Annotated in this window: 22 protein-coding genes and 1 pseudogene; 3 read left to right on the forward strand and 20 right to left on the reverse strand. The window is 64.0% G+C overall.

Annotation, left to right across the window (positions count from 1 at the left end):
* Window positions 1–2 precede the first annotated feature (2 nt).
* The 5 genes and pseudogenes from IVB12_RS15220 to IVB12_RS15240 all read right to left on the reverse strand — a co-directional run bounded on the left by IVB12_RS15220 (window position 3) and on the right by IVB12_RS15240 (window position 2,816).
* A complete protein-coding gene (locus IVB12_RS15220; protein ID WP_247300180.1) occupies window positions 3–200 on the reverse strand; it encodes a hypothetical protein in 198 nt (65 codons plus the stop codon).
* 40 nt (window positions 201–240) lie between these two features.
* On the reverse strand, window positions 241–450 hold the full coding sequence (locus IVB12_RS15225) for a hypothetical protein (RefSeq protein ID WP_247278716.1): 210 nt from the start codon (window positions 448–450) through the stop codon (window positions 241–243).
* A 195-nt stretch (window positions 451–645) separates the two neighbouring features.
* Entirely contained in the window at window positions 646–1,113 is a 468-nt protein-coding gene (locus tag IVB12_RS15230; protein WP_247300182.1) for a phasin family protein, read from the reverse strand.
* Window positions 1,114–1,931: 818 nt separating this feature from the next.
* On the reverse strand, window positions 1,932–2,291 hold the full coding sequence (locus tag IVB12_RS15235; protein WP_247300186.1) for a hypothetical protein: 360 nt from the start codon (window positions 2,289–2,291) through the stop codon (window positions 1,932–1,934).
* 83 nt (window positions 2,292–2,374) lie between these two features.
* Window positions 2,375–2,816 (reverse strand): annotated as a pseudogene (locus IVB12_RS15240) (RbsD/FucU domain-containing protein).
* Window positions 2,817–2,981: 165 nt separating this feature from the next.
* Between IVB12_RS15240 and IVB12_RS15245 the strand changes: the two are divergent.
* Window positions 2,982–4,739, forward strand: coding sequence for a caspase family protein (locus IVB12_RS15245; protein WP_247300189.1), 1,758 nt, complete (start codon window positions 2,982–2,984; stop codon window positions 4,737–4,739).
* A 277-nt stretch (window positions 4,740–5,016) separates the two neighbouring features.
* Here IVB12_RS15245 and IVB12_RS15250 read toward each other — a convergent pair whose 3' ends face one another.
* The 4 genes from IVB12_RS15250 to thiD all read right to left on the reverse strand — a co-directional run bounded on the left by IVB12_RS15250 (window position 5,017) and on the right by thiD (window position 8,930).
* Window positions 5,017–6,000: a threonine/serine dehydratase gene (locus tag IVB12_RS15250; protein WP_247300191.1), complete on the reverse strand. Its 984-nt coding sequence runs from the start codon at window positions 5,998–6,000 to the stop codon at window positions 5,017–5,019.
* A gap of 64 nt (window positions 6,001–6,064) precedes the next feature.
* Window positions 6,065–7,102, reverse strand: coding sequence for a glycosyltransferase family 1 protein (locus IVB12_RS15255; protein WP_247300193.1), 1,038 nt, complete (start codon window positions 7,100–7,102; stop codon window positions 6,065–6,067).
* Window positions 7,102–7,914, reverse strand: a complete 813-nt coding sequence (locus IVB12_RS15260) for a UDP-2,3-diacylglucosamine diphosphatase (protein ID WP_247300194.1) — start codon at window positions 7,912–7,914, stop codon at window positions 7,102–7,104. The genes IVB12_RS15255 and IVB12_RS15260 overlap by 1 nt, the downstream gene beginning before the upstream one ends.
* 215 nt (window positions 7,915–8,129) lie before the next feature.
* Window positions 8,130–8,930 (reverse strand): bifunctional hydroxymethylpyrimidine kinase/phosphomethylpyrimidine kinase, encoded by an 801-nt coding sequence (gene thiD / locus IVB12_RS15265; RefSeq protein WP_247300223.1) that lies wholly within the window; start codon window positions 8,928–8,930, stop codon window positions 8,130–8,132.
* A 584-nt stretch (window positions 8,931–9,514) separates the two neighbouring features.
* On the opposite strand from thiD, the gene IVB12_RS15270 reads away from it, so the two are divergent.
* Complete coding sequence (locus IVB12_RS15270) at window positions 9,515–9,760, forward strand: Lrp/AsnC family transcriptional regulator (RefSeq protein ID WP_061878884.1); 246 nt, start codon at window positions 9,515–9,517, stop codon at window positions 9,758–9,760.
* Window positions 9,761–9,906: 146 nt separating this feature from the next.
* On the opposite strand, the gene IVB12_RS15275 is transcribed toward IVB12_RS15270, so the two are convergent.
* Window positions 9,907–10,830, reverse strand: coding sequence for a cytochrome c (locus tag IVB12_RS15275; protein WP_247300195.1), 924 nt, complete (start codon window positions 10,828–10,830; stop codon window positions 9,907–9,909).
* 155 nt (window positions 10,831–10,985) lie between these two features.
* Here IVB12_RS15275 and IVB12_RS15280 point away from each other — a divergent pair, with 155 nt between their 5' ends.
* Window positions 10,986–11,402: a CHRD domain-containing protein gene (locus tag IVB12_RS15280; RefSeq protein ID WP_247300196.1), complete on the forward strand. Its 417-nt coding sequence runs from the start codon at window positions 10,986–10,988 to the stop codon at window positions 11,400–11,402.
* 72 nt (window positions 11,403–11,474) lie between these two features.
* Here the strand turns inward: IVB12_RS15280 and IVB12_RS15285 are convergent, their stop codons facing one another.
* The 10 genes from IVB12_RS15285 to IVB12_RS15330 all read right to left on the reverse strand — a co-directional run bounded on the left by IVB12_RS15285 (window position 11,475) and on the right by IVB12_RS15330 (window position 23,879).
* On the reverse strand, window positions 11,475–12,758 hold the full coding sequence (locus IVB12_RS15285; protein ID WP_247300197.1) for a cystathionine gamma-synthase family protein: 1,284 nt from the start codon (window positions 12,756–12,758) through the stop codon (window positions 11,475–11,477).
* Between the two features lie 248 nt (window positions 12,759–13,006).
* Window positions 13,007–13,453, reverse strand: a complete 447-nt coding sequence (locus IVB12_RS15290; protein ID WP_247300198.1) for a cytochrome c — start codon at window positions 13,451–13,453, stop codon at window positions 13,007–13,009.
* Window positions 13,454–13,539: 86 nt separating this feature from the next.
* Window positions 13,540–15,849 (reverse strand): xanthine dehydrogenase family protein molybdopterin-binding subunit, encoded by a 2,310-nt coding sequence (locus IVB12_RS15295; protein ID WP_247300199.1) that lies wholly within the window; start codon window positions 15,847–15,849, stop codon window positions 13,540–13,542.
* A gap of 283 nt (window positions 15,850–16,132) precedes the next feature.
* Complete coding sequence (locus tag IVB12_RS15300) at window positions 16,133–16,540, reverse strand: DUF1127 domain-containing protein (protein WP_247300206.1); 408 nt, start codon at window positions 16,538–16,540, stop codon at window positions 16,133–16,135.
* Window positions 16,541–16,891: 351 nt separating this feature from the next.
* Window positions 16,892–17,281 (reverse strand): VOC family protein, encoded by a 390-nt coding sequence (locus tag IVB12_RS15305; protein WP_247300208.1) that lies wholly within the window; start codon window positions 17,279–17,281, stop codon window positions 16,892–16,894.
* Window positions 17,282–17,364: 83 nt separating this feature from the next.
* Entirely contained in the window at window positions 17,365–18,891 is a 1,527-nt protein-coding gene (gene murJ, locus IVB12_RS15310) for a murein biosynthesis integral membrane protein MurJ (protein WP_247300210.1), read from the reverse strand.
* Between the two features lie 186 nt (window positions 18,892–19,077).
* Window positions 19,078–20,229, reverse strand: coding sequence for a DegT/DnrJ/EryC1/StrS family aminotransferase (locus IVB12_RS15315; protein ID WP_247300212.1), 1,152 nt, complete (start codon window positions 20,227–20,229; stop codon window positions 19,078–19,080).
* A gap of 51 nt (window positions 20,230–20,280) precedes the next feature.
* The gene (locus tag IVB12_RS15320; protein WP_247300214.1) at window positions 20,281–21,285 is read right to left on the reverse strand and encodes a Gfo/Idh/MocA family oxidoreductase; all 1,005 of its coding nucleotides are present in this window, start codon (window positions 21,283–21,285) and stop codon (window positions 20,281–20,283) included.
* Between the two features lie 184 nt (window positions 21,286–21,469).
* Complete coding sequence (locus tag IVB12_RS15325) at window positions 21,470–22,882, reverse strand: mannose-1-phosphate guanylyltransferase/mannose-6-phosphate isomerase (RefSeq protein ID WP_247300216.1); 1,413 nt, start codon at window positions 22,880–22,882, stop codon at window positions 21,470–21,472.
* Window positions 22,883–22,889: 7 nt separating this feature from the next.
* Window positions 22,890–23,879, reverse strand: a complete 990-nt coding sequence (locus IVB12_RS15330; protein WP_247300218.1) for an NAD-dependent epimerase — start codon at window positions 23,877–23,879, stop codon at window positions 22,890–22,892.
* Window positions 23,880–24,097: the final 218 nt, after the last annotated feature.

Raw genomic sequence — 24,097 nt, forward strand, 5'->3', positions numbered from 1 at the left:
GATCACGTTCTCTCGGGTCGATCACTGTCCCCTGCAGGTTTGCATTGCGCCTCGATTTTCGCAAGCTCGCGCAGCACCGCCGCCACCTCGCGCAGTTCGTTGCGCGCGGGGCCCGGCTTCAGTCGTCGTGCTTCGTCAAGAAATTCTCTGGCCTGCATCAGGAAGACGGAGCGTGCATTGGTTGTTTGCGTCCCCGCCATCGTGTCCCTCCAGATTACGATCCACGAGCTGTGGGGTCGGTCAGGCCGTGTGCCACGGCTGCGGCGCTGCGCGAGCGCTCGGCTCATCCACCCAGCCTTCCTGTGCAAACCAGGCGTGATCGGCCTGACAGATCGGACAATGGGTGCGCCTGAAAAACACAATGCTGCGCAAAAAACTCTCGCGATCGGCCTTGATGCCGGTGGGGATAGCGCGGCCGCTTCGCGGGCATTTGATCATGACCATTCCCATGTGACCTCCCTTTGCACGTCAGCTTGCATTCCGAAACAAAGGCCGGCCCGTCAGATTGCGCCTCTTATTGGTGCGGCTACTTGGGGGGCATCGCGCACCTGGCCATTATTGGTCGAGCATGTGGGGGCATGTTCGTGGCGAGGCTTGTTCCGACGGGCCGGTTTCCCTGCTGAAGGACTCCTGGACGAGAGCTTTTTAGCTGGCCGGATGCAGGACCTTGGCGAAGTACTTCTTGATCGGCTCGCCGGCTTCTTTCGCAAGCTTCTCCCCAAGCCCCCACAATTCCTTGTTCTGGGCGGACGCGGTGTCGAAGGTCTTGCGCGCCTGCGCAACGGACAAGGTGAAAACATCCGGGACTGACTTACTACCCAGGGCCTGCGCGAAGAAGTCGATCGCAGACACCGTATTGGCGTTCGACATTTCGATCAGCTTGGCCGCGTAGTCGGTTGCGCCCTTGGCATTGCTCGAATACGTCTCACGCAGCGCTTCCGCCATCTCCGCCGACGCGACCTTGATCTTCTCGCAGCCTTGCTGTGCGCTGGCGACCCCCTGCTCGGCGAAACCGCCGATCGCGCTAGACAGCGGGATATTCGGGAACCCGAATAACGGAATTGCGTAACCATTCGTCCCGTTCAGTCCAACTTTCACTTCGCTTTCACTCACGGCACCATCCTCGTTCTCAAGCGGCATCATTTCCCGAGAGGTTGACTTGCCTCATGGGACTGGAGGCGAGGACATGTCCCCGCTTCATGTTCGATCAGATTCAAAGGAGCTCTTAACCCCGGCCCTGAGATGCCATCATGCGCGAAGCAAGCGGACGCTGTCGGTTCGATGTGCGACTCTCGGTGAAATTTTTCTCTCAGATGTCAAGACACGCAGTCGTCATATCTACAGGAATTGTGCTGTGCGGTGGGAGCCTCGTCAGGGGTGTGAGGCACTCCGCGCGAGCGCGCTCTGAATCGTTCCTGCGTCGGTGGCGGGCGTCGCGCCATTTCGGAGTATGCTATCGCCGCCAAAACCGGCCAGCTCTCCGACCCAGTCCAGTTGAAGCACTGTCGCCGTAATGCAAATCGCCGTGGCGAAGGAACTAGCGGCGCGCCATTCTACCCTCGGGCACGCGTCTCGCTGCGACGCGGCCCGGCCTTGGCGCGAGCCGACCTTGTCGTTAGGCGCAGGCCATCGGAGTGCGGCTCTGAGATTCGGGTCCAACTGCTCTCGCCGCCAAAGGCGAGCGGCCATCCACACGCAGCCGACTGTGACCAGTAGTCCATGCGCCATGCGGAGGGGCTGCGCGCCAAAGAATTGCGGAACGTATAAAGGACATCCCGATGGCAACGGACGCCGCTTGCCTTCGGAGAGCGACAGGAGCGCCAAAGCGCCGTTGTGGTCCCATTTTCATCGGCCGCGGTGCCCCGGCTCTGCAGCGCATCGCCGAAGGAGCGCTGCGCTGCCTCCGGGGCGCGAGAGCGCCGCGCGAGCAATCACCCGCAATTCCAGATCGGCCCGATCGGCGTCCGCGTCCAGCACGGCCCGAAACTGCCGCCATTGTAGCGGCCGCCGCCGAAGCCGGGGCGGCCGAAATAGTGCCACTCGCCGTCCCAACGGTAATACTGAGGAACCGGATCGATGTACCAGTGGCGCCGGTCGGCGCGCGACAGGCGACGCATCGCGTCCTTCTGGTTGTAAAGCGGGATGCTGTTGCTGAGCGGCTGCCGATAGCCCGGCAGAAAGCCGTAGCCTTGCCAGACCGGCTTGGGCCGCTTTTGAATTGACGCAGCCGGCGCGACGGCGGGGAGCAGCGACAGGATGACAGCAACAGATAGACACACAAGGCGAGACATGAATCGACCATAGTCGGTCGGTTGCGCGGAGGCCATTCAAATTCGGGTGCAGAGTTCTGCGCGACCTTGCGCAGAATTATTCCCTAGCTGATCACGCCCTTGCGGATCAGGAAGCAGCCATAACCTCGGCTGTCGCCCACCTTCACGACGCCGAAGCCCGCCGCCGCCGCGCGATAGAAATGCGCCCGTGAGAGTTTGCCGGGAGCAACGGAGCCGCCGGCCGCGTTCGATCTCCGCCAACACGGCGCGCTGCACCTCCGGGACTCGATCGGAATCGTCCACCGGCATCATCACGCGCACCGGATCGGGATCGAAATCGTCGAGCGGATAGAGCGTCATGATGGCGCGGACGGCCGTCTCCATGCGCATGCCAGGCAACTGGATCAGGCGCTGCGACGAGGTCGCCGCGGCAATGCGGGTTGCGGGCTGGTTGGCGTCGACGACCACGAGATCGTCGCCGTGGCCCATCGAGGCGAGCAGCCAGAGCAGGTCGGGCGTCAGGATCGGATCGATCGATTTCGGCATGTGACGGACTGTCCTCCCAAGCGATGGCAAACCACAGCAGGTTCCAAACGTGATTCAGATCACGGAGCCTACCATCGTGATCGTGATCACGGACGTCAAACTCGAACGCGGTCAGGCTCCTTCGCAACCAATCTCGCATCGAGATGAGTGCCAAAGGAGCACGCCATGTTCCGCCTAAAGCATTTCCTGATGACTGCGGGTCTCCTGGGAAGCCTGTTCGGCTTCGCCTGCGGGCCCGTTTCCGCGCAAGTCGCCCCGGTTGCACCGGCTTCCACTGCGCTGCAAGGCCCGGAGCAGCGGGTCGCGCTGGTGATCGGTAATGCGAACTACCAGAACGCGCCGCACCTTGCGAACCCCGACGATGACGCGCAATCGATGGCGCAGTTCTTGAACTCGGCCGGCTTCGAAGTGGTCGCCGCGACCGACTTGACCCAGAACGACATGCTGCGCGTCGTCCAGGACTTTTCCGCCAAGGTCGCTTCGCGCGGTCCGAACACGGTGGCGATGGTCTACTACGCCGGGCACGGCGTGCAGCTCGCCGGCGAAAACTATCTCGTTCCCGTCGACGCCAAGGTGTCGAGCCCGACCGAGCTCGTCAACAATTCGGTGCGCCTGGTCGACGTAATGTCGACGCTGGAGACGATCCCGAGCCGCATGCGCATCGTCATCCTCGATGCCTGCCGCAACAACCCCTTCCCCCAGGTCAACGACGCCGGCCGCGGCCTCGCCATCGTCGATGCGCCGAACGGCTCGATCGTCGGCTACTCGACCGCGCCGGGCGCCGAAGCGCTCGACGGCACCAACGGCCACAGCCCCTACACGCAGGCCTTCCTGAACGTCGCGCGCGAGCCCAACGTGCCGATCGAACAGCTGTTCAAGCGCGTGCGCCTGCAAGTGAACCAGACCACCAGCGGTGCGCAGATCCCGTGGGAAAGCTCGTCGCTGACCTCGGATTTCACCTTCTTCGGCGACACCGCCGTTGCCGCCAACCGCGCGCCAGTGAAAGCGCCGGTGGTGCAAATGGCCTCCAACCTGCCGAGCCGCTCGACCCGCCAGGCTTATGATTACGTCGTGTCCGAGGGCCGGCCGGAATATTATCAGGAGTTCATTCAGTTGTACCCGCACGACCCGCTTTGCGACCACGTCCGGTGGCTGCTCAACAATCTCCTGATCTCGCAGGCCTGGCACAAGGCTGTGCTCGCGAATTCGCCGGTGGGTTACAAGAGCTTCCATGACAGCTTCAGCAACAGCCCCTATGCGCAAGTCGCGCTGAAGCTGCAGGCGCAGCCGAAGGAGATCCCGTTGATGCAGGCGACCAAATTCCTGGCGCCGCAGAACATTGCCCCGACGCTCAAGATCGGCAATCTCGGTCAGCCCAAATACATGCCGCTGATGCAGCAGGGCAATGGCGGCGCGCATGTAAACGGCGACCTGCCGGTCGTGCAGAAGCCGCTCGACGGCAATGTGATCGGCAAGCTCGGCAATGGCGGCCAGATCGTCAACCTGCCGGCAGGCAACAACCAGTCGAACCAGCAGAACGGCACGCCGTCGCAGACCCCGGGCAAGATCGTCACCCTGCCTGCGCCGACCAACACCATGCCGAATGGCGGCAACGCCAACGGCAAACCCGGCAGGATCGTGAGCATGCCGGTCAATGTCGGCAAGGGCGGCCCGAACGTCGAGGCAAAGCCGGTCAACGTTCAGACCCAGAACCACCCGATCCGCATCAACAACGGCAACACCGGCATCGTGAAGCTCAACAACAATCCGGTGAACAAGGTGCAGGTCCAGAACAACGTGGCGAACAATCGTCCGCAGCTCAACACGATGCCGACCCGCATGGTCAACAGCGGCAACAACTTTCGCCAGTCGATGAACCAGGCGCCGAGCATGGGCGGTAATCGCCGGAGCTTCATGCACTGACCGCGCGGAGAAGGTGCGCGCCCTCCCCGCTTGCGCGGGAGGGCGGGGAGAGGGTGCTTCCACAGTCGAGGCCCTCGCAAGAGGAAAGAGCCCCCACCCGGCGCTTCGCGCCGACCTCCCCCGCAAGCGGGAGAGGTTGCACCGAGCAAGGGGCAAGCTGAATCCGCCAAGCCACAAATGCAAAAGGGGTAGAGCGGCAACGCTCTGCCCCTTCTTCATGTCAGCTCTTGCACATCGTCATTCCGGGATGCGCCTAGAGGCGCAAGCCCGGAATCCATTAAGCCACCAGCTCGGCGAACAGATCCGCATCGACATTGCCGCCGGAGAGCACGATCACGACGTTCTTGCCGGCGACGTCGAGACGTCCCGCCAGCAGCGCGGCAAGGCCAACGGCCCCGCCCGGCTCCACCACGAGCTTGAGCTCCCGATAGGCAAACGCCACGGCAGCACCGACTTCGGCATCCGACGCGGTGACACCGCGCGCGAGCAGCTTGCTGTTGATCGCAAACGTCATCTCGCCGGGCATCAGGGCCATCAGCGCATCGCAGATGGTGCGGCCTGCCGGCGGATGCGGCTCGCGATGACCCGCGGTCAGCGAAATGCCGTGATCGTCGAACGCCTCGGGCTCCGCGACCACGATTTCGGCCAGCGGATAGCGCGCCTTCACGGCCGTCGCGACGCCCGCGATCAGGCCGCCGCCGGAAGCCGGCGCCACCACGATGTCGGGGGCAAGGCCGAGGCCCGCCATGTCCTCGGCGATCTCGCGGCCGGCGGTACCCTGCCCCGCAATCACGAAGGGATCGTCATACGGCTTGACCAGCGTCGCACCGCGCTTCTCGGCAATGCCGCGCGAGATCGCCTCGCGGTCGTCGCGGTCGCGATCGTACAGCACGACCTCGGCGCCGTAGGATTTGGTGCGCTCGCGCTTGGACAGCGGCGCATCCGCCGGCATCACGATCGTCGCCTGCATGTCGAGGATCTTCGCCGCGGCCGCCACGCCCTGGGCGTGGTTGCCGGAGGAGAATGCGACGACGCCGCCGGCGCGCTTGTCCTGCGGGATCGAGAATACCTTGTTGAAGGCGCCACGGAACTTGAACGAGCCGGTGCGCTGGAGCATCTCCGGCTTCAGGAAGACCTTTGCGCCGACGCGCTCGTTGAGCACGGGGAAAGACAACAGCGGGGTGCGGATGGCGTAAGGCGCGATCACGCGCGCTGCGGCGTCGATGTCGGCGGGGCCGACCGGGAGGAGCTGTTCGATCATATCAGACCTTATCGCGGCCTGGGAGCCGCGAGCAAGACATCTCCCCGCGAGGATTTTTTGTCGATTAGGCCACGAAGCGCGGCGGTTCCGCCCCTTTCCGGCCGGGCAGCACCGCGCCTAGCGCCTCGATGCTGGCCAGGAAAGCCCGGGCCGAAGCCTCCCAGGTGTAATTGGCGGCGAACCAGTCCTGCCTGGAGATGTCGAGCGCGGCGAAGCAGGCGGTGCGCAGATCGTGATCGAGCGCGCCGACCGCCGCATTGCCGATCACGTCGCGGGGTCCCTTCACCGGAAAGGCCGCCACCGGCAGGCCACTTGCGAGCGCCTCCACCAGGACCAGGCCGAAAGTGTCGGTCTTGCTCGGGAACACGAAGACGTCGGCCGCAGCATAGATTTCCGCCAGCGCCTCGCCGTGCTTCTCGCCGAGGAAGATCGCATCGGGATAGGCCTCTTCGAGCGAGGCACGCGCCGGACCGTCGCCAACGATCACCTTGGTGCAGGGCAGGTCGAGGTCGAGAAAGGCCTCGAGGTTCTTCTCCACCGCGACCCGGCCGACCGAGAGGAACACCGGCGCCGGCAGACAGAGGTCGATCGCGCGGGGACGGAACAAATGGGTGTCGACGCCGCGCGGCCACAGCACGACATTGTCGAAGCCGCGCTCGGCGAGCTCGCGCGCGAGCGCAGGCGTCGCCGCCATCACGGCGCGGCTGGGCGCATGGAAGCGGCGCAGCGCGCGCCAGATCAGCGAGCCCGGCACTGGCACGCGAGCCCGGACATATTCTGGAAAGCGGGTATGGAAGCTGGTCGTGAACGGCAGCTTGCGCTGGCGGCAATAGCGGCGGACCATCAGGCCGATCGGCCCCTCCGTCGCGATGTGGATGCTGTCCGGGCGTGCTTCTTCGATCAGCTTTGCAATTCGCGCCGGGCGCGGCATGGCGAGGCGCACGTCGCGATAGCTCGGCATGGCAAAGGTGCGGAACGATTGCGGCGTCAGGAACGTGAACGCGACGCCGAGCCCCTCTGCCGCGTCGGCCAGCTTGGTCAGCGTCCGAACCACACCGTTGACTTGCGGGTGCCAGGCGTCGGTCGCGACCAGGATGCGCATCAGGCAGCTCTTGCCGCGACCTGCGGGACGGTTGCCGGCTTCTGCAAATGATCCGCCCAGGTGATGATCTCGAAACGGCCGTCGTCGTGCTCGACCAGCGCGGTGCAGCTCTCGACCCAGTCGCCGCAATTCATGTAGCGAATGCCGGCCTCGTCGCGGATCACGGCGTAATGGATGTGGCCGCAGATCACGCCGTCCGCGTCGTGACGTCGCGCGTCGGCGGCGAGCGCCTGTTCGAACGCGCCGATATAGTTGACGGCGTTCTTGACCTTCTGCTTGGCCCATTGCGACAGCGACCAATAGGGCACGCCGAACAAGCGGCGGAAGAAGTTGACGAGGCGGTTCATCTGGATCGCGAAATCGTAGGCCTTGTCACCGAGATGAGCGAGCCAGCGCGCGTTCTGCACCACGAGGTCGAAGATGTCGCCGTGAATCACGAGATAGCGCTTGCCGTCGACGCCGGTATGCACGGTGTTCTCGACCACGTCGATGCCGCCGAAATGCGTGCCGTAATAGTTGCGCAGGAACTCGTCGTGATTGCCGGGAATGTAGATGACCTTGGCGCCCTTGCGCGCCTTGCGCAGCAGCTTCTGGACGAGATCGTTATGGGATTGCGGCCAGTGCCAGCTCGATTTCAGCGCCCAGCCGTCGACGATGTCGCCGACGAGATAGATGGTGTCGGCATCGTGGTAGCGCAGGAAGTCCAGCAGAAGATCGGCTTGAGAACCGCGGGCTCCGAGATGGACGTCGGAGATGAACAACGTGCGAAAGCGCCGCTCCGGGCTCTCGTCACTCACATCGTAACTTCCCATGCGCCAGCCTGTAACAATGTCCCGTGACAGGGGGATGACCGATTGAACTTTTGAGGCACCTTCCGATACGAATCACGCCTTGCCTCGCCTGCCCTGCGAATATCAGTCGCATGCGACAATCAGGCGACATGGCGCGCAGAGCCTCGTCCAAGATCAGGTTCGCACTGGAAGCCCGGAGGGCAGGCCGCTCCCTCTCCCGCTTGAGCGAGCGGTCGTCAGTAGAACTTTTGGAAATGATGGATCGGCCCGTGGCCGTGGCCGACGCTGAAGCGGTCGGCGGCGCCAATCGCAGCGCTGATCCAGGCCTTGGCGTTGCGGACCGCCTGCTCGAGCGCCTCGCCTCTGGCGAGACCCGCCGCGACGGCCGAGGACAGCGAGCAGCCGGTACCATGGGTGTTCTCGGTGGCAAGGCGGGGCGCCGCGAGCGCGATGGCGTTGTCGGCATCGACCAGATAGTCGACGCTCTCCGCGCCCTCGCCGTGTCCTCCCTTGATCAGGACCGCGCGGCAGCCGAGCGCCAGCAGGCGGCGCCCCTGGCTTTCGATCTCGGCCTGGTTGGCCGCGACCGGTGCATCGAGCAGCGCAGCGGCCTCGGGCAGGTTCGGCGTGATCACCGAGGCCAGCGGTATCAATCTCGTGCGCAACGCCTTGACGGCGTTGGAGGCCAGCAGCCGGTCGCCGGATGTTGCCACCATCACGGGATCGAGCACCACGTGCCGGGGCGCCCAGCGCGACAGCGCGGCCGCGATCGCGTCAATGCTGGCGGCCTGGGCCACCATGCCGATTTTTACGGCGCCGACATCGAGATCGGAAAACACCGCATCGATCTGCGCGGTGACGAACTCGGCCGGCACTGCGTGAATACCCGTGACGCCGCGCGTGTTCTGCGCCGTCAACGCCGTGATGGCGGAGGCGCCATAGACGCCGAGCGCGGCAAAAGTCTTCAGGTCCGCCTGGATGCCGGCGCCCCCGCTCGAATCGGAGCCGGCGATGGTGAGCGCCACGGGCGTCGTCATCGCGGGAGACATCTGCTTGATCCGGACACCGCCATGGCCTGTCCTAGCGCGATCGTGGAACACCAGCAAGCGCGACCAGCTGCAAGCGACGCTGAGTCGCGACACCGCCGTGCTCCAGCGAAGCAAGCGGACGCGGCGTGGGCCGCAATCGTGCAGGCTTTGCAAAATGCAACCTCACCCTTCTCTTGGTATGGTCTTGCCCCTCAGCGTGCTTCGCCGATGCGTGAGACGTCAAGTGGTGGACTGTCCGCCGCCGCCAGTTGAGGGCCGCCCGGACCCGAAAGTCCATTTGGCGCGGGAGCCTTGCGCGCAAATGTCGAGATCAGGACGAGCTCGGGCTCCGGCATGATCATGGCCTTCGGATCGCGCCCAGCTTGAATCCGGGCCGCGCGCATGCGCAAGCGATCGTGCTGACCAAGCCGTATCGCAAGGTCGAGCTCGCGCAGCGGCTCAGGGATGCATTCGCCGCGGCGGCCGTCACCTGCTGAGCGCCGGACCGACATCTGGCGGCAGGCAAGTTCGCTTGCTAAATCCGGCCGATTTTGGCCTATTAGCCGGCGAGATGTGCTTTCGGAGTGACCGCGATGGTTCCCTTTTTCGTCCAGATCAAATGCAAGCTCGGCCAGTCCTATGTGGTCGCCAATGCGCTCGCCGAAGCCGAGATCGCCTCCGAGATCTATTCCACGGCCGGTCAATACGACCTCCTCGTGAAGTTCTACGTCGACAAGGACACCGACATCGGCCATTTCGTCAACGAGAAGGTGCAAGTGCTGCCAGGCATCCAGGACACCCTCACCATCATCACCTTCAAGGCGTTCGGCACCGGCTAACGGGCGTCATCGATGCGGGATGAGCTTGGTTATATCGATGCGAGCCAACGGTTCACCTCTCCCGAAGGGAGAGGTCGGATTGCATCGATAGATGCGATCCGGGTGAGGGGTTACAGTCTCACGATCGAGCTAGCCTTCATCACGCACTAGCTGCCCTGCTTGCGCTTGGGCGGGGTCGGGCCGTCCACCGGCGGCAGCGATTTGACGTAGTCCGCCATGGCCGCGAGATCCGCGTCCGGCAGTTGCGAGGTGTTCTTGATCACGCGCGTCATTGCGCCGCCGACGCTGTCGCCATCGGGCAGTTCGCCAGTCTTGAGGAAATAGGCGATGTCCTTCGCGCTCCACTCGCCAAGGCGCTTCTGGGTGATGTTGGGGACCCAGCCCTCGCCTTCCGGATCGGGCCCGCCGGCAAACCGCTCGCTCGCGATGATGCCGCCAAGCGCGTTGCGCGGGCTGTGGCATTCGGCGCAATGGCCCAAACTGTTCACGAGATAGGCGCCGCGATTCCATGCCGGCGACTTCGCGCCGTCGGCGACGAACGGCTTGCCGTCCAGAAACAAGAATTTCCAGATGCCGACATTGCGCCGGATGTTGAAGGGAAAACTGACGTCATGGTCGCGCACCTTGCCGGCAACAGGCGGTAGCGTTTTCAGATAGGCAAAGAGGTCGAGCACATCCTCACGCTTGGCGTGCCGATAGGACGTATACGGAAACGCCGGAAAATAGTGCTGCCCGGCCGGCGAGACCCCGTGCATCACCGCGTTAACGAAATCGGCGTCGGTCCATTTGCCGACGCCGTCATTGGGATCGGGCGAAATGTTCGGCGCGTGAAACGTTCCGAACGGCGACTTGATCGCGACGCCCCCACCGAGCCTGAGACGATCAGGCTGATTCGGAACGGCATGGCAGGACGCGCAGCCGCCGGCGTTGAACATCACCTCGCCATTGGCAAGATCAGGCGCGTGCCGCGTGGTGCCCGCGGCTGCCACTACGGGCGCGCTGAGCCACCAATAGACGCCACCTGCGGCAAGCGCGGCAAGCAGCGCCACGAGAATTGTTCGTTGCAACATGCACGTCCATTCGTTCTTGCGGCGAACCTACGACCGATCTCCGCGCGGCTCCAGCCACGAAGAATTTAGCCCCGCCCCCGCCGGAGACGGGAATAAACTGAAACGTCGGCTGTTGGAAGTTTAGCAGCCCAAACGGGTTCAGCAGGGAGAATGTCATGAACAAGACCGTCATCGCCATGTCAGTGCTCGCGGCCGCTGCTTTTGCAGGGCCGGCCAGCGCCGAAAAGCTGAAAGCAACGCTCGACGCCAAGTCCGAGGTGCCGGCAACGACCAGCAGCGGCACCGGAACGGCCGATCTGGACTACGATGCGGCCAGCAAGAAATTGTCCTGGACTGTCACCTATTCCGGGCTCTCTGGCCCTGCCACAGCCGCTCATTTTCATGGCCCGGCCGAAGCGGGCAAGAACGCCGGCGTTGCGGTCGCGATCCCGAATGCGACATCGAACCCGGTCAAGGGCGAAGCGACGCTCACCGAGGCGCAGGCCGCCGATCTGCTCGGCGGCAAGTATTACATCAACATCCACACCGCGGCGAACCCGGGCGGCGAGATCCGCGGCCAAGTGACAAAGTAAGCGCAAACGCTGCGTCGTCGCGGAAGGGCCGGGCGCAGGAGGGGCGCCCGGCCTGTTCGATTCTCGCCACGCTCAAGCCGCGTTCAGTGCCTGCGTGAGATCTGCGATCAGGTCCGACGGATGTTCGATGCCGATCGACAGCCGGATCGTGGAATCGAGGACACCGATTTTCCGGCGGATGTCGGCGGGAACGCCGGAATGGGTCATCGTCGCGGGCAGGCTGGCAAGCGATTCCGTTCCGCCGAGGCTCACCGCGAGCTTGAAGATCTGGAGCGCGTCGAGAAATTTGACCGCCGCGTCCTTGCCGCCGACGATGTCGAACGAGAACGTGGAGCCGGCCCCCGAGCACTGCTGCGAGAACACGCGTCCGGCCGGCGATGTATCCTCGTGGTGACCGAGATAATGGACCTTCGCCACCTTGGCGTGATCGCGCAAAAAGTCGGCCACGAGGCGCGCATTCGCATCGGCCTTCTCCATGCGCAGGCTCAGCGTCTCCAGCGACCGGTTGATCATCCAGCAGGAATGCGGATCGAGCTGGGTGCCGATGGCGCCGCGCAGCGCCTTGATGCCCTTCATGATTGCTTTGGAGCCGAGCGCGGCGCCCGCGATCAGGTCGGAATGACCGCCGACATATTTCGTGAGCGAGTACAAGGAAATGTCCGCACCATGCTCGATCGGCCGCTGAAACACCGGTCCGAGCAGCGTGTTGTCGCAGGCGATGATCGGTGTGTGGCCCTGGCTTTTCCCTATGGCCTCGGCGACACGGCGCATCATCGCAATGTCGACCAGCCCGTTGGTCGGATTGGCGGGAGTTTCGATCAGAATCATCGACACCCGGCCCTTGCGCATGGCCTCCGCCGAGGCCTCGCTGACCGCAGCTTCGTCAACGCCATCGGCGAAGCCGACGGCGCCGATCGACAGACGCGCAAGCGTATTCGTCAGCAGGGTTTCCGTCCCACCATAGAGCGGCTGCGAGTGCAGAATGACGTCGCCTGGGCGGACGAAGGCAAGGATCGTCGTCGCGATCGCCGCCATGCCGGATGAGAACAGGGCGCAGCTCTCGGTGCGTTCGTAGATCGAGAGCCGGTCCTCGACGATCTCGCTGTTGGGATGATTGAAGCGCGAATAGACCAGGCCCGCGCCCATCCCTTCCGGCGGCTCGCGCCGGCCGGCGACGAAATCGAAGAAGTCCTGGCCGTCATCGGCCGTCTTGAAGACGAAGGTCGAGGTCAGGAACACCGGCGGCTTGATGGCGCCTTCCGACAGTTGCGGATCATAGCCATAGGTCAGCATCAAGGTTTCCGGATGCAGCATATGGTTGCCGATGTGCGTCTTCGACGGGAACGGTTTTGCCATGGCCTGTCTCGCTGTTGCTTCAGTTCCTCGCCGGGCGTTGGAACCCTGATGTCATGAGGCAGTCAGGCGCGAGATGCGCCAGCATGCAACAGCTCACATCAATGCCGCCGCGGCTGGAGCAAAGATAACCGCTCTCGCGGCGATCCGTCAGGCCTTGCGGACGGGATTTCGCGCTGGGCCGTGCGCCAACGCAAAAAAGGCGGCTGCTTGCCAACCGCCCTTTTCCCGTACCCCGGATGATGTTGGCGTCAGCCGTTCTTCACGCGGTAGGTCTCGTGGCAGCCGCCGCATTCCTTGCCGATTGCAGGCATCGTCGCCTTGAGCGAGTCGAGGTCCTTGATCTTGGCCTTGGCCTCGCCGACGAGCTTGGCAAAGCTCGCGACCTTGGCGTCGAAGCCGGCCTTGTCCTCCCAGACCTTCGGCGAGATGCTGTAGTCTCCGTCGAGCTTCACACCCTTGGCGCTAGCCGGAAACAGGTTCGGCAGCTTCTTGGCGGTATCCTCGAACTGCGCCAGCGCGCTGTTCACCGTAGCCTGATCATAGGGCTTCTCGCCCTTGACCATCGCCGACATCGCGCCGGCGTTCTTGCCGTTGGCTTTCATGAGGGTTTGGACTTCCTTGGCGGAGTCCTGCTGCGCCCAAACCGCGCCCATACCGAACAGGAACGCGCCCCCGACAACCAACACTCGCTTCATTCGCAAAGTCCTTTTTCCATGATGCAGGATCGTGCCGACCCTCCTGAGGCCAACACCGCTCGGCAGGGTTCATTCCATCGCGTGAATCACAGGCTGTGGCGCCGGTGGTGCTCGTTAATCGCGATCCACACCCGCTCGGGCGTTGCCGGCATGTCGATATGGTCGATCTTGTATTCGCGCCAGAGCGCATCGACGATGGCGTTGACGACGGCCGGACAAGAGCCGATCGCGCCGGCCTCGCCGGCCCCCTTGACGCCCAGCGGGTTGGTCTTGCAGGGGACGTTGTTGGTCTCGAACACGAAGGCTGGCCCGTCCGCCGCGCGCGGCACCGCGTAGTCCATGAAGGTCGCGGTGATGAGCTGGCCGTCGCCCGCGCCATAGACCACCTGCTCCATCAAGGCCTGGCCGATGCCCTGCATGGCGCCGCCATGCACCTGCCCCGCCAAGAGCAGCGGATTGAGCGTCTTGCCGAAATCGTCGACGATCACATAATTGACGATTCTGATGATGCCGGTGGCCGGATCGATCTCGACCTCCGCCAGATGCGTGCCGTTGGGATAGGTGCCGTCCGCGCTGGCGAAGGTCGCGCTGCCGTTCAGCTTCGACGGATCGGCGCCGGGCCGCTTGGCGAGGTCGGCGAAGGAGATCGAGCGGTCGGTGCCGGCGATCCGGATCACGCCGTCGGTAATCTCGAGATCGCCCGCGCTCGCTTCCAGCGCCTGCGCTGCGAACTCCTTCAGCTTCTTGCCCAGCTCGCCCGCAGCACGCTCCACGCAAACGCCGCCGGTGGGTATCGAGGCTGAACCGCCGGTGCCGAGACCTGTCGCGATCTCGTCGGTGTCGCCCTGACGGATGTGCACACGCTCCGGCGGCAGGCCGAACTGTTCGGCGACGATCTGCGCATAGGCCGTCTGATGGCCCTGCCCGCTCGATTGCGTGCCGATCAGGACGGTGACGTCGCCATTGGGATCGAGACGGACATTGGCGGTCTCCTCGCCCATCACGCCACAGATCTCGACATAGCTGGCAAGGCCGATGCCGCGGATCAGCCCCTGCTTCTTGGCCGCCTTGGCGCGCTTTCCGAACTCCTTCCATTCCGCGATCTCCATCGCGCGCTTGAGATGCGCGGCGAAGTCGCCGGAATCGTAGATCTTGCCGGTCGCGGTCTTGTAGGGCAGCGCTTTCGGTGGGATGAAATTCTTGCGGCGGACGGCGTCCGGCGTCATGTCAAGCTTTCGCGCGCAGGCGTCGACGAGACGTTCGATGACATAGGCCGCCTCCGGCCGCCCGGCGCCGCGATAGGCATCGACCGGTACACTGTGGGTGAAGATGGTGCGCACCCGGCAGTGGAAGGCCTGGATGTCGTAGAGGCCAGGCAGCATGCCGGCGCCGCCATGCGGGATGTAGGGCCCGAAGGTCGACAGATACGCGCCCATGTCGCCCATCAGGTCGCAATCCATTGCGAGGAACTTGCCGTCTTCGGCCAGCGCCATCTTCGCGGTGGTGACGTTGTCGCGGCCCTGCGCGTCGCCCATGAAATGCTCGGTGCGGTCGGCCGCCCACTTCACCGCCTTCTTCAGCTGTCGCGCGGCGACTGCCATCAGGGCGTATTCCCGATAGGGAAACAGTTTTGTGCCGAAGCCGCCGCCGACGTCGGGGCAGATCACCCGCATCTTATCGGTGGGGATATTGAGCACGTTCTGGCAGAGGATGTCGCGCAGGCGATGGCTGCCCTGGCTGCCGACGGTGAGCGTCAGATGGTCGCGCTTGGCGTCGTATTCGCACACGGCCGCGCGCGTCTCCATGAAGCTCGCGACCACGCGCGGATTGACGATGGAGATTTCGGCGACTGCATGCGCCTTGGCGAAGGCGGCTTCGGTCGCTTTCTTGTCGCCGATCGAAACGTCGAACAGCACGTTGCCGGGCTTGTCCGGCCAAACCTGTGGGGCTCCGGGCTTCACGGCGTTCACGACACCGGTCACCGCCGGCAGCGGGCTCCATTTGACTTCGATCGCCTCGATCGCGTCGCGGGCCTGGTCGATGGTCTCGGCGACGACGAAGGCGACGGCATCGCCGACATGGCGCACCTCATCCTTGGCCAGGATCGGGTAAGGCGGGCCGGTGAAGGGATCGGTCTCGAGGTTGAACAGGCAGGGCAGATTGCCGAGATCTGCAACGTCATCTGCGGTCAGGATCAGCGCGACACCCGGCAAGCCGCGGGCGCGGCTCACGTCGATCGTGTATTTGGCATGCGCATGCGGCGAGCGCAGCATCAAGCAGCGGAGCGCGGCCTGCGGCGCGTAATCGTCGGTGTAGCGGCCCTTGCCGCGGATGAGTGCGTCATCCTCCTTGCGCAGCACGCTTTGGCCAACGCCGAACTTGATGGGAGCCGCCATTTTCTTTCCCGTTCTCATGGTTGTTTTGAGGGCATATTGCCGTGGAAAAACCGGCAAGGCAAACGGGTTTGGGCATGCAGGGTCCGCCAAACTCGTTCGCCGCCCTCACCTGTCAGAGCGGGATGGGCGCAAAGGTCGCAGCCCGGTCATTTTCCTGCGAAGATCGGTCCGGTTATTGGCATGATAGTTGCCGAACCAACCCCGCGGCGCACTCCTATGAACAAGCAGCCGTGCTGACCGCCGCTTGCTCGCAAATCGCATGTCTGCTTCTGACGCCGGTCAGTCACATCACACCACGGCTCCATAGATGCGTCGTGCTATCTCTCAGCCTATCGATAGCTCGTTGAGATGTGATGTAGTCGATCTCGCCACGCGTCAAGCCGATATCCATCAGCTCCCTATCACTCAGGTTCTGCAATTTGACTCGCGAGCCCTGGCGCCAGCGACGCTCCTGAAACGCACGCCAATATCGCTTGAGCAAGCCCGGGACGATTCGCGTCGATGCGGTCGTCGGTCCAGCAGCATACTGACCCGACAAAGCGTCGTCCGGCGCTGCAATGGACGCGTTGAAGTGCGCTGCCGCCAAAGCCTCGTCCATTGCCTCCTTCGCTAACACGATAGGCAAGTCGAGGCGGAGCGCCGCGCCATCGCGCTCAGTCCCGCATGGAATGTTCGTCAGTTGGGGTGGCATCGGATGCTCCTGCTGTTGAGCCGGCAGGGAGCGTGGCCACAAAAGAGGCCCCGTCCGATGCCGGCGGGGCCTGGTGGAAATACGTCGTGGTCGATTCCTAGCGCACGACTCCTTCCACGGCCCGGCCGAAGCGGGTCATGTGGTTGAAGGTGACTTTGCGCGACGATTTGATCATGAGGTTCCAATAGCACGACAATCGTGCAAAATCAAGAGATGTGCGGAAGTTGATTGCAGCCTGAGGGCGAGCACAGCTCTAGCCATGCACGTCGGCCGCAGGCCGCGAAAAGCACCGCTCGCCCATCACGGCAGAATCGCCCCAGGCAGCGCCGGGCCTGCGGCATGACCGACGCCCTATGTCCGCTCGATAAGGTCCCAACGATTGCCGTAAAGGTCCTCAAACACCGCGACCATTCCATAAGGCTCACGGCGCGGCTCTTCGAGAAACTTCACGCCTCGCACTCGAAATGCTGCGTAATCGCGATCAAAATCGTCGGTCGCCAGGAACAGCAAGACGCGGCCGCCGCTCTGGTTGCCGATGGCCTGTGCCTGGGCCGGGTTCGCGGCCTTTGCCAGCAGAATGCCGCTCTCGGTGCTGCCAGGCGGCGCGACGACGACCCAGCGCTTATCTTCGTCGAGACGCGTGTCTTCCCGAAGCTCAAATCCGAGCTTGTTGACAAAGAATGCAATCGCCTCGTTATAGTCTCGTACGACCACCGCGGTAAGGCTCAGATGTAGTCGCATGCAGAGCTACCAATTTGTTTCCACCTACGAACAACTGGTCGGAGCCACTATAGCTGGTTCAATCCTCAGTTGAGAACAGGGCCCTAACCGCGCACCAGCGAGACCAGCCAGCTGCGGCCGAACAGGACCAGGATCGCGAGCGCGTAGACGATGGTGCCGCCGACCGCGAGCAGGAGCAGCATCGCCTCGTCCCGGAAGTGCATCGCGCCCAGCCAAGAGCCGCTGAAGCGCGCAATCAGCCAGAAGGCGGCGGCAAGGATGATCCCGATTAGCAGGAATTTGCCGAGCGACATCAGCCAGGCGCGGTCCAGCACGAGAAAGCCTCGTCGCACGGCGAAGAACAGCACCAGCAGGAGATTGGTCCAGACGCCGATAGCGGTGGCGAGCGCAAGGCCGATTTGCGCGAGCGATCCCATCAGGGCAACCTTCAGGGCGACATTGACCGCGATGCCGGTCAGCGAGGCCCGGACCGGCGTTGCCGTATCCTTGCGCGCATAGAAGGTCGCGACCGCGCTGCGGATCAGCACGAAGGGGATCAGGCCGATCGCGTAGGCGGCGAGCGTTGCACCTGCCGCGGCCGCATCGGCCTTCGAGAACGCCCCGCGGGCGAACAGCGCGCGCATGATCGCATCAGGCACGGTGATGAAGGCCGCGACGAACGGCACCGAGAACAGCAGCGTGAAGTCGAAGGCCCGGCGTTGCGCCTTCATCGCACCTTCGTGGTCGCTGGCGGTGATCCGCCGCGACATCTCTGGCAACAGCACCGTGCCGATGGCGATGCCGATCACACCGATCGGCAGCTGGTTGAGGCGGTCGGCGTAATAGAGCGCCGACAGCGCGCCTGCGGGCAGGAACGTCGCGATGATGGTGTCGGCGAACAGCGCGACTTGCGTGCCCATCGAGCCCAGAGTCGCTGGTCCCAGCGCTTTGAAGAAGCCACGGACGTCTTCATCGAGCCTGAGCGGTGCGAAGCGCGGCAGGCCGCCGTGGCGAGCCAGATCGCCGGCGAGCAGGACATATTGCAGGAAGCCGGAGATCAGCACGCCCCAGGCCGCCGCGTGCCCTGCGGTCGGAAACCAGGCGGCGACCGCCAGCGTCATCATCATCGAGATGTTGAGAAAGATCGACGCCGCCGCGGCGCTGGCAAAGCGCTGCATCACGTTGAGCATGCCGCCATAGAGCGTCACCAGCGTGATCAGCAGGAGATAGGGAAAGGTGATCCGGGTCAGCTCGATCGCGAGCTTGCGCTGCTCGGCATCCTCGGAAAAGCCCGGTGCAAGTATGCTCATGGCTTGCGGCATGAACAGCCAGGCGACGATCAGCAGCCCGATTTGCGAGGCCAGCAGCAGCGTGAAGATGCGGTCGGCAAACAGTCGCGCCGCCCCCTCCCCGCGCTCGCCGTGAACGTGGGCATAAGCCGGCACCCAGGCCGCATTGAAGGCGCCCTCGGCGAAGATCGCGCGGAAATGATTGGGCAGCCGCAGCGCCACGAAGAAGGCGTCGGCCACCGGGCCGGCGCCGAGAATCGCCGCGAGCATGATGTCGCGGGCAAATCCCGTCACCCGCGAGAGCAGCGTGTAACCACCAACCGTGAAGATGCGTCCGAGCATGCGGACTGTTTTAGAGCATGGCGAGATCAGGTCTAGGTGCAAACCGCAGCGAAGGTGTGCTCCCTCCCCCGCTTGCGGGCGAGGGTTGGGGAGAGGGTGGATCGACGACGAAGACTCCCCCAGAGGAGAGAACCCTCACCCGCGCCTTCGGCGCGACCTCTCCCTCAAGCGGGAGAGGTGGAAAGCTCAGCCCGCCAGCGCGCCGCGCACGGCGGCGATGACCCGCTCCTGGTCCGCTTCAGTCAAATAAGCGTGCATCGGCAGGCTGATGACGTCCTGCGACAGGCTCTCGCAGCCGGGCAGGCCGCCTTCTGCGACCGGGTAGTGCCTGTAGGCGGTCTGCTGATGCATCGACTTGCCGTAATAGATCGCGGTCGGCACGCCCTGGGCCTTCAGCGCGGCGGCAAAACCGTCGCGGTCGGTGCCTTCAGGCAGGCGGACGGTGTACTGCGCCCACACCGATGTGTTGCCGGGGCTAAGACGCGGCACGGTGACGACATTGGACAGGCCACGCGCGTAACGTTCCGCAACCCTGTTGCGGGCGGCGACCTCGTCGTCGAAAATCTTCAGCTTTTCGATCAGGATCGCGGCCTGCATGGTGTCGAGCCGGCCGGTCAGGCCGAGGCGGACGTTGTCGTATTTGTCGACGCCCTGCCCGTGCACGCGGATGCTGCGCAGCGTCGCGGCAAGCTCGTCGTCATCGGTGAAGATCGCGCCGCCGTCGCCGAAGCAGCCGAGCGGTTTGGCCGGAAAGAAGCTGGTCGCGGTGGCGAGCGCGAGCGTGCCGAGCTTGCGGCCTTTGTAGCTCGCGCCGAACGCTTGCGCGGCATCGTCGAGCACGAACAGCCCTTCGTCCCTGGCGATTTCGGCGATGGAATCGTGATCGGCAGGCTGACCGAACAGGTCGACCGGAATGACCGCGACGGGCTTCAGCCCCGCCTTGCGGGCAGTCACGATGCCGCGCTTCAGCGATTCCGGGCTCATGTTGAAGGTCGCCTCGTCCACGTCGACATACACCGGCGTCGCGCCGGTCCGCGCCACTGGCGACGCTGTCGCGATGAAGGTGAAGGACGGACACAGCACGGCATCGCCGGGCCCGACATTCTTCGCCATCATGACCATCAGGATCGCGTCGGTCCCGCTGGCGCAGCCGATCACGTGCTTGGCGCCGCAATAGACCGCAAGCTGCCTCTCGAGCTCGAAGACCTCAGGGCCGTTGACGAACTGGCAATGGTCGAGAACCCGCTTCACGGCGGCATCGAGCGAGGCGCCGAGCCGGCGGCGCTGCGCGCCGACATCGATGAAGGGAATGGGATCGGAACGCAGATGCTGGTTCATGGCGCTTTGCTGGTTTTCTCGCGAAGTTGAGAAGTCGACATGGATAAAGAATTAGCCGGCGACGCGGCGCGGGGCCTTGCGCGCAGGCGCCGTGGCCGCGGGCCGCGCTGGCGTCTCCAGGCACCGCGTCGCGATCTCGAGGCTGGCGACGCCTTCGTCGCCGGTCACCGCCGGCGTCTCGCCGTTAGCCACTGCCTTCAAGAACGCGATCAGCTCGGCGCGCAGCGGCTCGTCATGGCCGACCGGCAGATGCCGCATCGAATAGCTGCCGTCAGGCTTGAAGCCGAAGCATTCGGTGACCTGGCGCGTCAACAGATCGCCCATCACGTATTTGCCGCGCGTCGCAACCGTGACGCTGCGCGCCTTGAACGGCGTCAGCCAGTTGGTGTTGATGTGGGCGAGCACGCCGCTCTCGGTGCGGAACTGCAACAGCGCAATGTCCTCGCGCTCGGCGACCGCGCTCGACAGCTGCGGCTGCACCTCAACGATGTCGGACTCGGTGAACCAGCGGATCAAATCGATGTCGTGCACGGCGAGGTCGATGACGACACCGACATTGGACATGCGCGGCGGGAACGGGCCGACGCGGGTAATCGCGATCGACAGGATGTCCTCGCCCGCGATCGCCTGCTTGACCGCGGCAACCGCCGGATTGAAGCGCTCGACATGACCGATCATCAGCGTGACGCCGGCCTTTTGCGCAGCGGCGACGATCTCACGGCCCTCTTCGACCGTCGATGCGATCGGCTTCTCGACAAGCACGTGGATGTTCTTGGCGATGCAGGCGAGCGCGATCTCGTGATGCAGATGGGTCGGCGCCGCGATGGTGACGGCATCGGGGCCTTCGGCGAGGAGCTGGTCGAGCGTCTCGAAGCCCGGGCAGCTCGCAAGCTCGATGGTGCGCGTCCGGTGCACCGGCGAAGGATCGACGATGCCGACCAGACTGACGCCGGGAAGGCCGCTAAGCACGCGCGCGTGGTTACTGCCCATCACGCCTGCGCCAATGACGCCGACACGCAGGCCGGCCTTTGCCGGTGCAGACCCTTTGGAACTCATTTGATAGAACCCCGATTCAACCCAAATCCCCGGCGCCGCTTCTAGCACGGGCGCCACATTTGTGGCGAACGCCGCGCTAGCCAGCCGGACACGATTTGATTCAAAAAATTACACGTTCCCCCGGTCTTGAACCGGAGCAGATACCGCTCTTTCGACCCGGGCCGCGCGATTCGGAGCTTGGTGGTTACGACCTTTGATAGTCGTCTTCAATCCGGATGATGTCGTCTTCCCCGAGATAGCTTCCGGTCTGGACCTCGATCAGCTCCAGCATGATTTTACCGGGGTTCTCCATCCGGTGAACGGCGCCCATCGGAATGTAGATCGACTCGTTCTCGTGCACCGCTTTCACGGTGTCGTTGACCGTCACCTGTGCCGTGCCCCGCACCACGATCCAGTGCTCGGCACGATGGTGATGCTTCTGCAGCGACAGGCGGCCGCCCGGCTTCACCACGATGCGCTTGACCTGGTGGCGCGCGCCGTTGTCGACGGACTGGTAGCTGCCCCAGGGCCGGTGCACCTTGAGATGCTCCTCGGTGACCTTCGGCGCGACCGCCTTCAGCTTGGCCACCAGACGCTTCAAGCCGTTGGCGTCCTTCTGCCGCGAGACCAGCACCGCGTCCGCAGTCGCGACCACCACGAGATCGTCGACGCCTTCGAGCGCGACCAGCGCGGAATCCGTCGTGACGTTGCAGTTGCGGGAATCTTCAAACACCGCGGTGCCGTGCGCGGCGTTGCCTTGCGCGTCCTTCTCCGACAGCTCCCACACCGCGAGCCAGGAGCCGACATCGGACCAGCCGCAGGACACCGGCACGACTGCTGCACGCGAGGTCTTTTCCATCACCGCATAGTCGATAGAGATCGCCTTCGCCGCGCCGAAGGCCTCGGGCTCCAGCGTCACGAAGCCGAGATCGCGGCCGGCATTGGTGACGGCGCTCGTAACCGTCTCGATGCTCGCCGCATCGACCCCGCGATATTCGTCGAGCAGCACGCCGGCCGGGAACATGAAGTTGCCGCTGTTCCAGAGATAGCCGGAATTGACGTAGTCCGATGCCTTCACCGCATCCGGCTTCTCGACGAAGCGCGCAACCGCATGCACCTCGCCTGATATCACCTCGCCCGGGTTGATATAGCCGTATTCGGTCGCCGGCCGCTCCGGCTTGACGCCGAACGTGACGATACGTCCGACATTCGCAGCCGCAAGGCCTTCGTGGCAGGCGGCGACGAAAGCAGCATTGTCCCGCACCACGTGGTCGGCGGCGAGCGCGAGCACGATCGCCTCGTTAGCGCGGTTCTGCGCGAACACCGCACCCGCAGCGATCGCAGGTCCGGAATCGCGCCGCATCGGCTCGAGGATCACGTCGGCCTCGATCCCGATCTCGGTGAGCTGCTCCAGCACCATGAAGCGATAGGCTGCATTGGTGATGACGATCGGCCGGTCGAACAGCGAGGGATCGGAGACGCGCAGCAGCGTGTCCTGGAAGGTCGAGCGGGCGCCAAACAGCGGCAGGAATTGCTTGGGCCGCACCTCGCGCGAAGCTGGCCACAGCCGCGTGCCGGCGCCGCCGCACATGATCAGGGGGATTATGCGTTTGTCCATCGTCATCTCAAACCTTGAAATAGTCCCGATACCAGGTGACAAAGTTACGGACCCCATGCTCGATCGGCGTTGACGGCGCAAAGCCGGTGTCGCGCATCAGATCCTCGACATCCGCGAACGTTTCCAGCACATCTCCCGGCTGCATCGGCAGCAATTCTTTGATCGCCGTCCGGCCCAGCTCCCGCTCCAGAAGACCGACGACGTGCATCAGTTCCTCCGGATGGTGATTGCCGACATTGTAGAGCTTTGACGGCGCATTTGCGGCAGCCGGATCGTCCGCAGGCACGAGATCGATCAGCCTGGATACTACACGGCTCACATCATCAATATAGGTGAAGTCGCGGCGCATCCTGCCATGGTTAAAGAGCCGGATCGGCCTGCCCGCCATGATGGCATCTACAAAGAGAAACATGGCCATATCAGGCCGTCCCCACGGCCCGTAGATCGTAAAGAAGCGCAGGCCCGTGACCGGCAGCCGGTAGAGATGGCTGTAGGACTGCGCCATCACTTCATTCGCCTTCTTGGTCGCGGCGTAGAAGCTCACGGGGTGGTCAGTGCGGTCCTGCACGGCGAATGGCATTTTTGTGTTGGCGCCATAAACGGAGGATGACGATGCGTAGACGAGGTGACGACAGCCATTGTTGCGGCAGCCTTCGAGCACGTTGAGAAAGCCCTGCAGATTGGAATCGGCGTAGGCATGCGGCTGCTCGATCGAGTAGCGCACGCCGGCCTGGGCCGCGAGATGCACCACCTTGGCAAATTGATGTCGCGCAAACAGCGCCGCGATCGTGTCACGATCGGCGAGGTCGGCCTCGACGAAGGAGAAACCGGGCTCCTTCTTGAGCAGTGCAAGGCGCGCTCGCTTCAGCGCCGGATCGTAATAGCTGTTGAGATTGTCGAGCCCGACGACGGACCGGCCTTCGGCCAAGAGCTGGCGGGCAACGTGAAAGCCGATGAAGCCGGCAGCGCCCGTGACCAAAATCGCCTGATCCGTCATTCTGTTCCCCAGGGATCCCTTGCCCACAGAGCCTGTTTAGCCGCCGCATCGTGGAGGTCGCAATAGGCCTGCCGCTCCTCATGCAGGCCTTTCAAACGCCGCTGCACAGCGTCTTACATCGGCTATTGCAAGATCGGCGCCAAAACCATACCAAAGCGGCCGAATTCGGCGCCTCGCGTCGGGTTGCCTCCAATCTTCGCAAACCTGTTCATGCGGGC

This window comes from Bradyrhizobium sp. 179 (genome assembly GCF_023073535.1).
GTDB lineage: Bacteria > Pseudomonadota > Alphaproteobacteria > Rhizobiales > Xanthobacteraceae > Bradyrhizobium.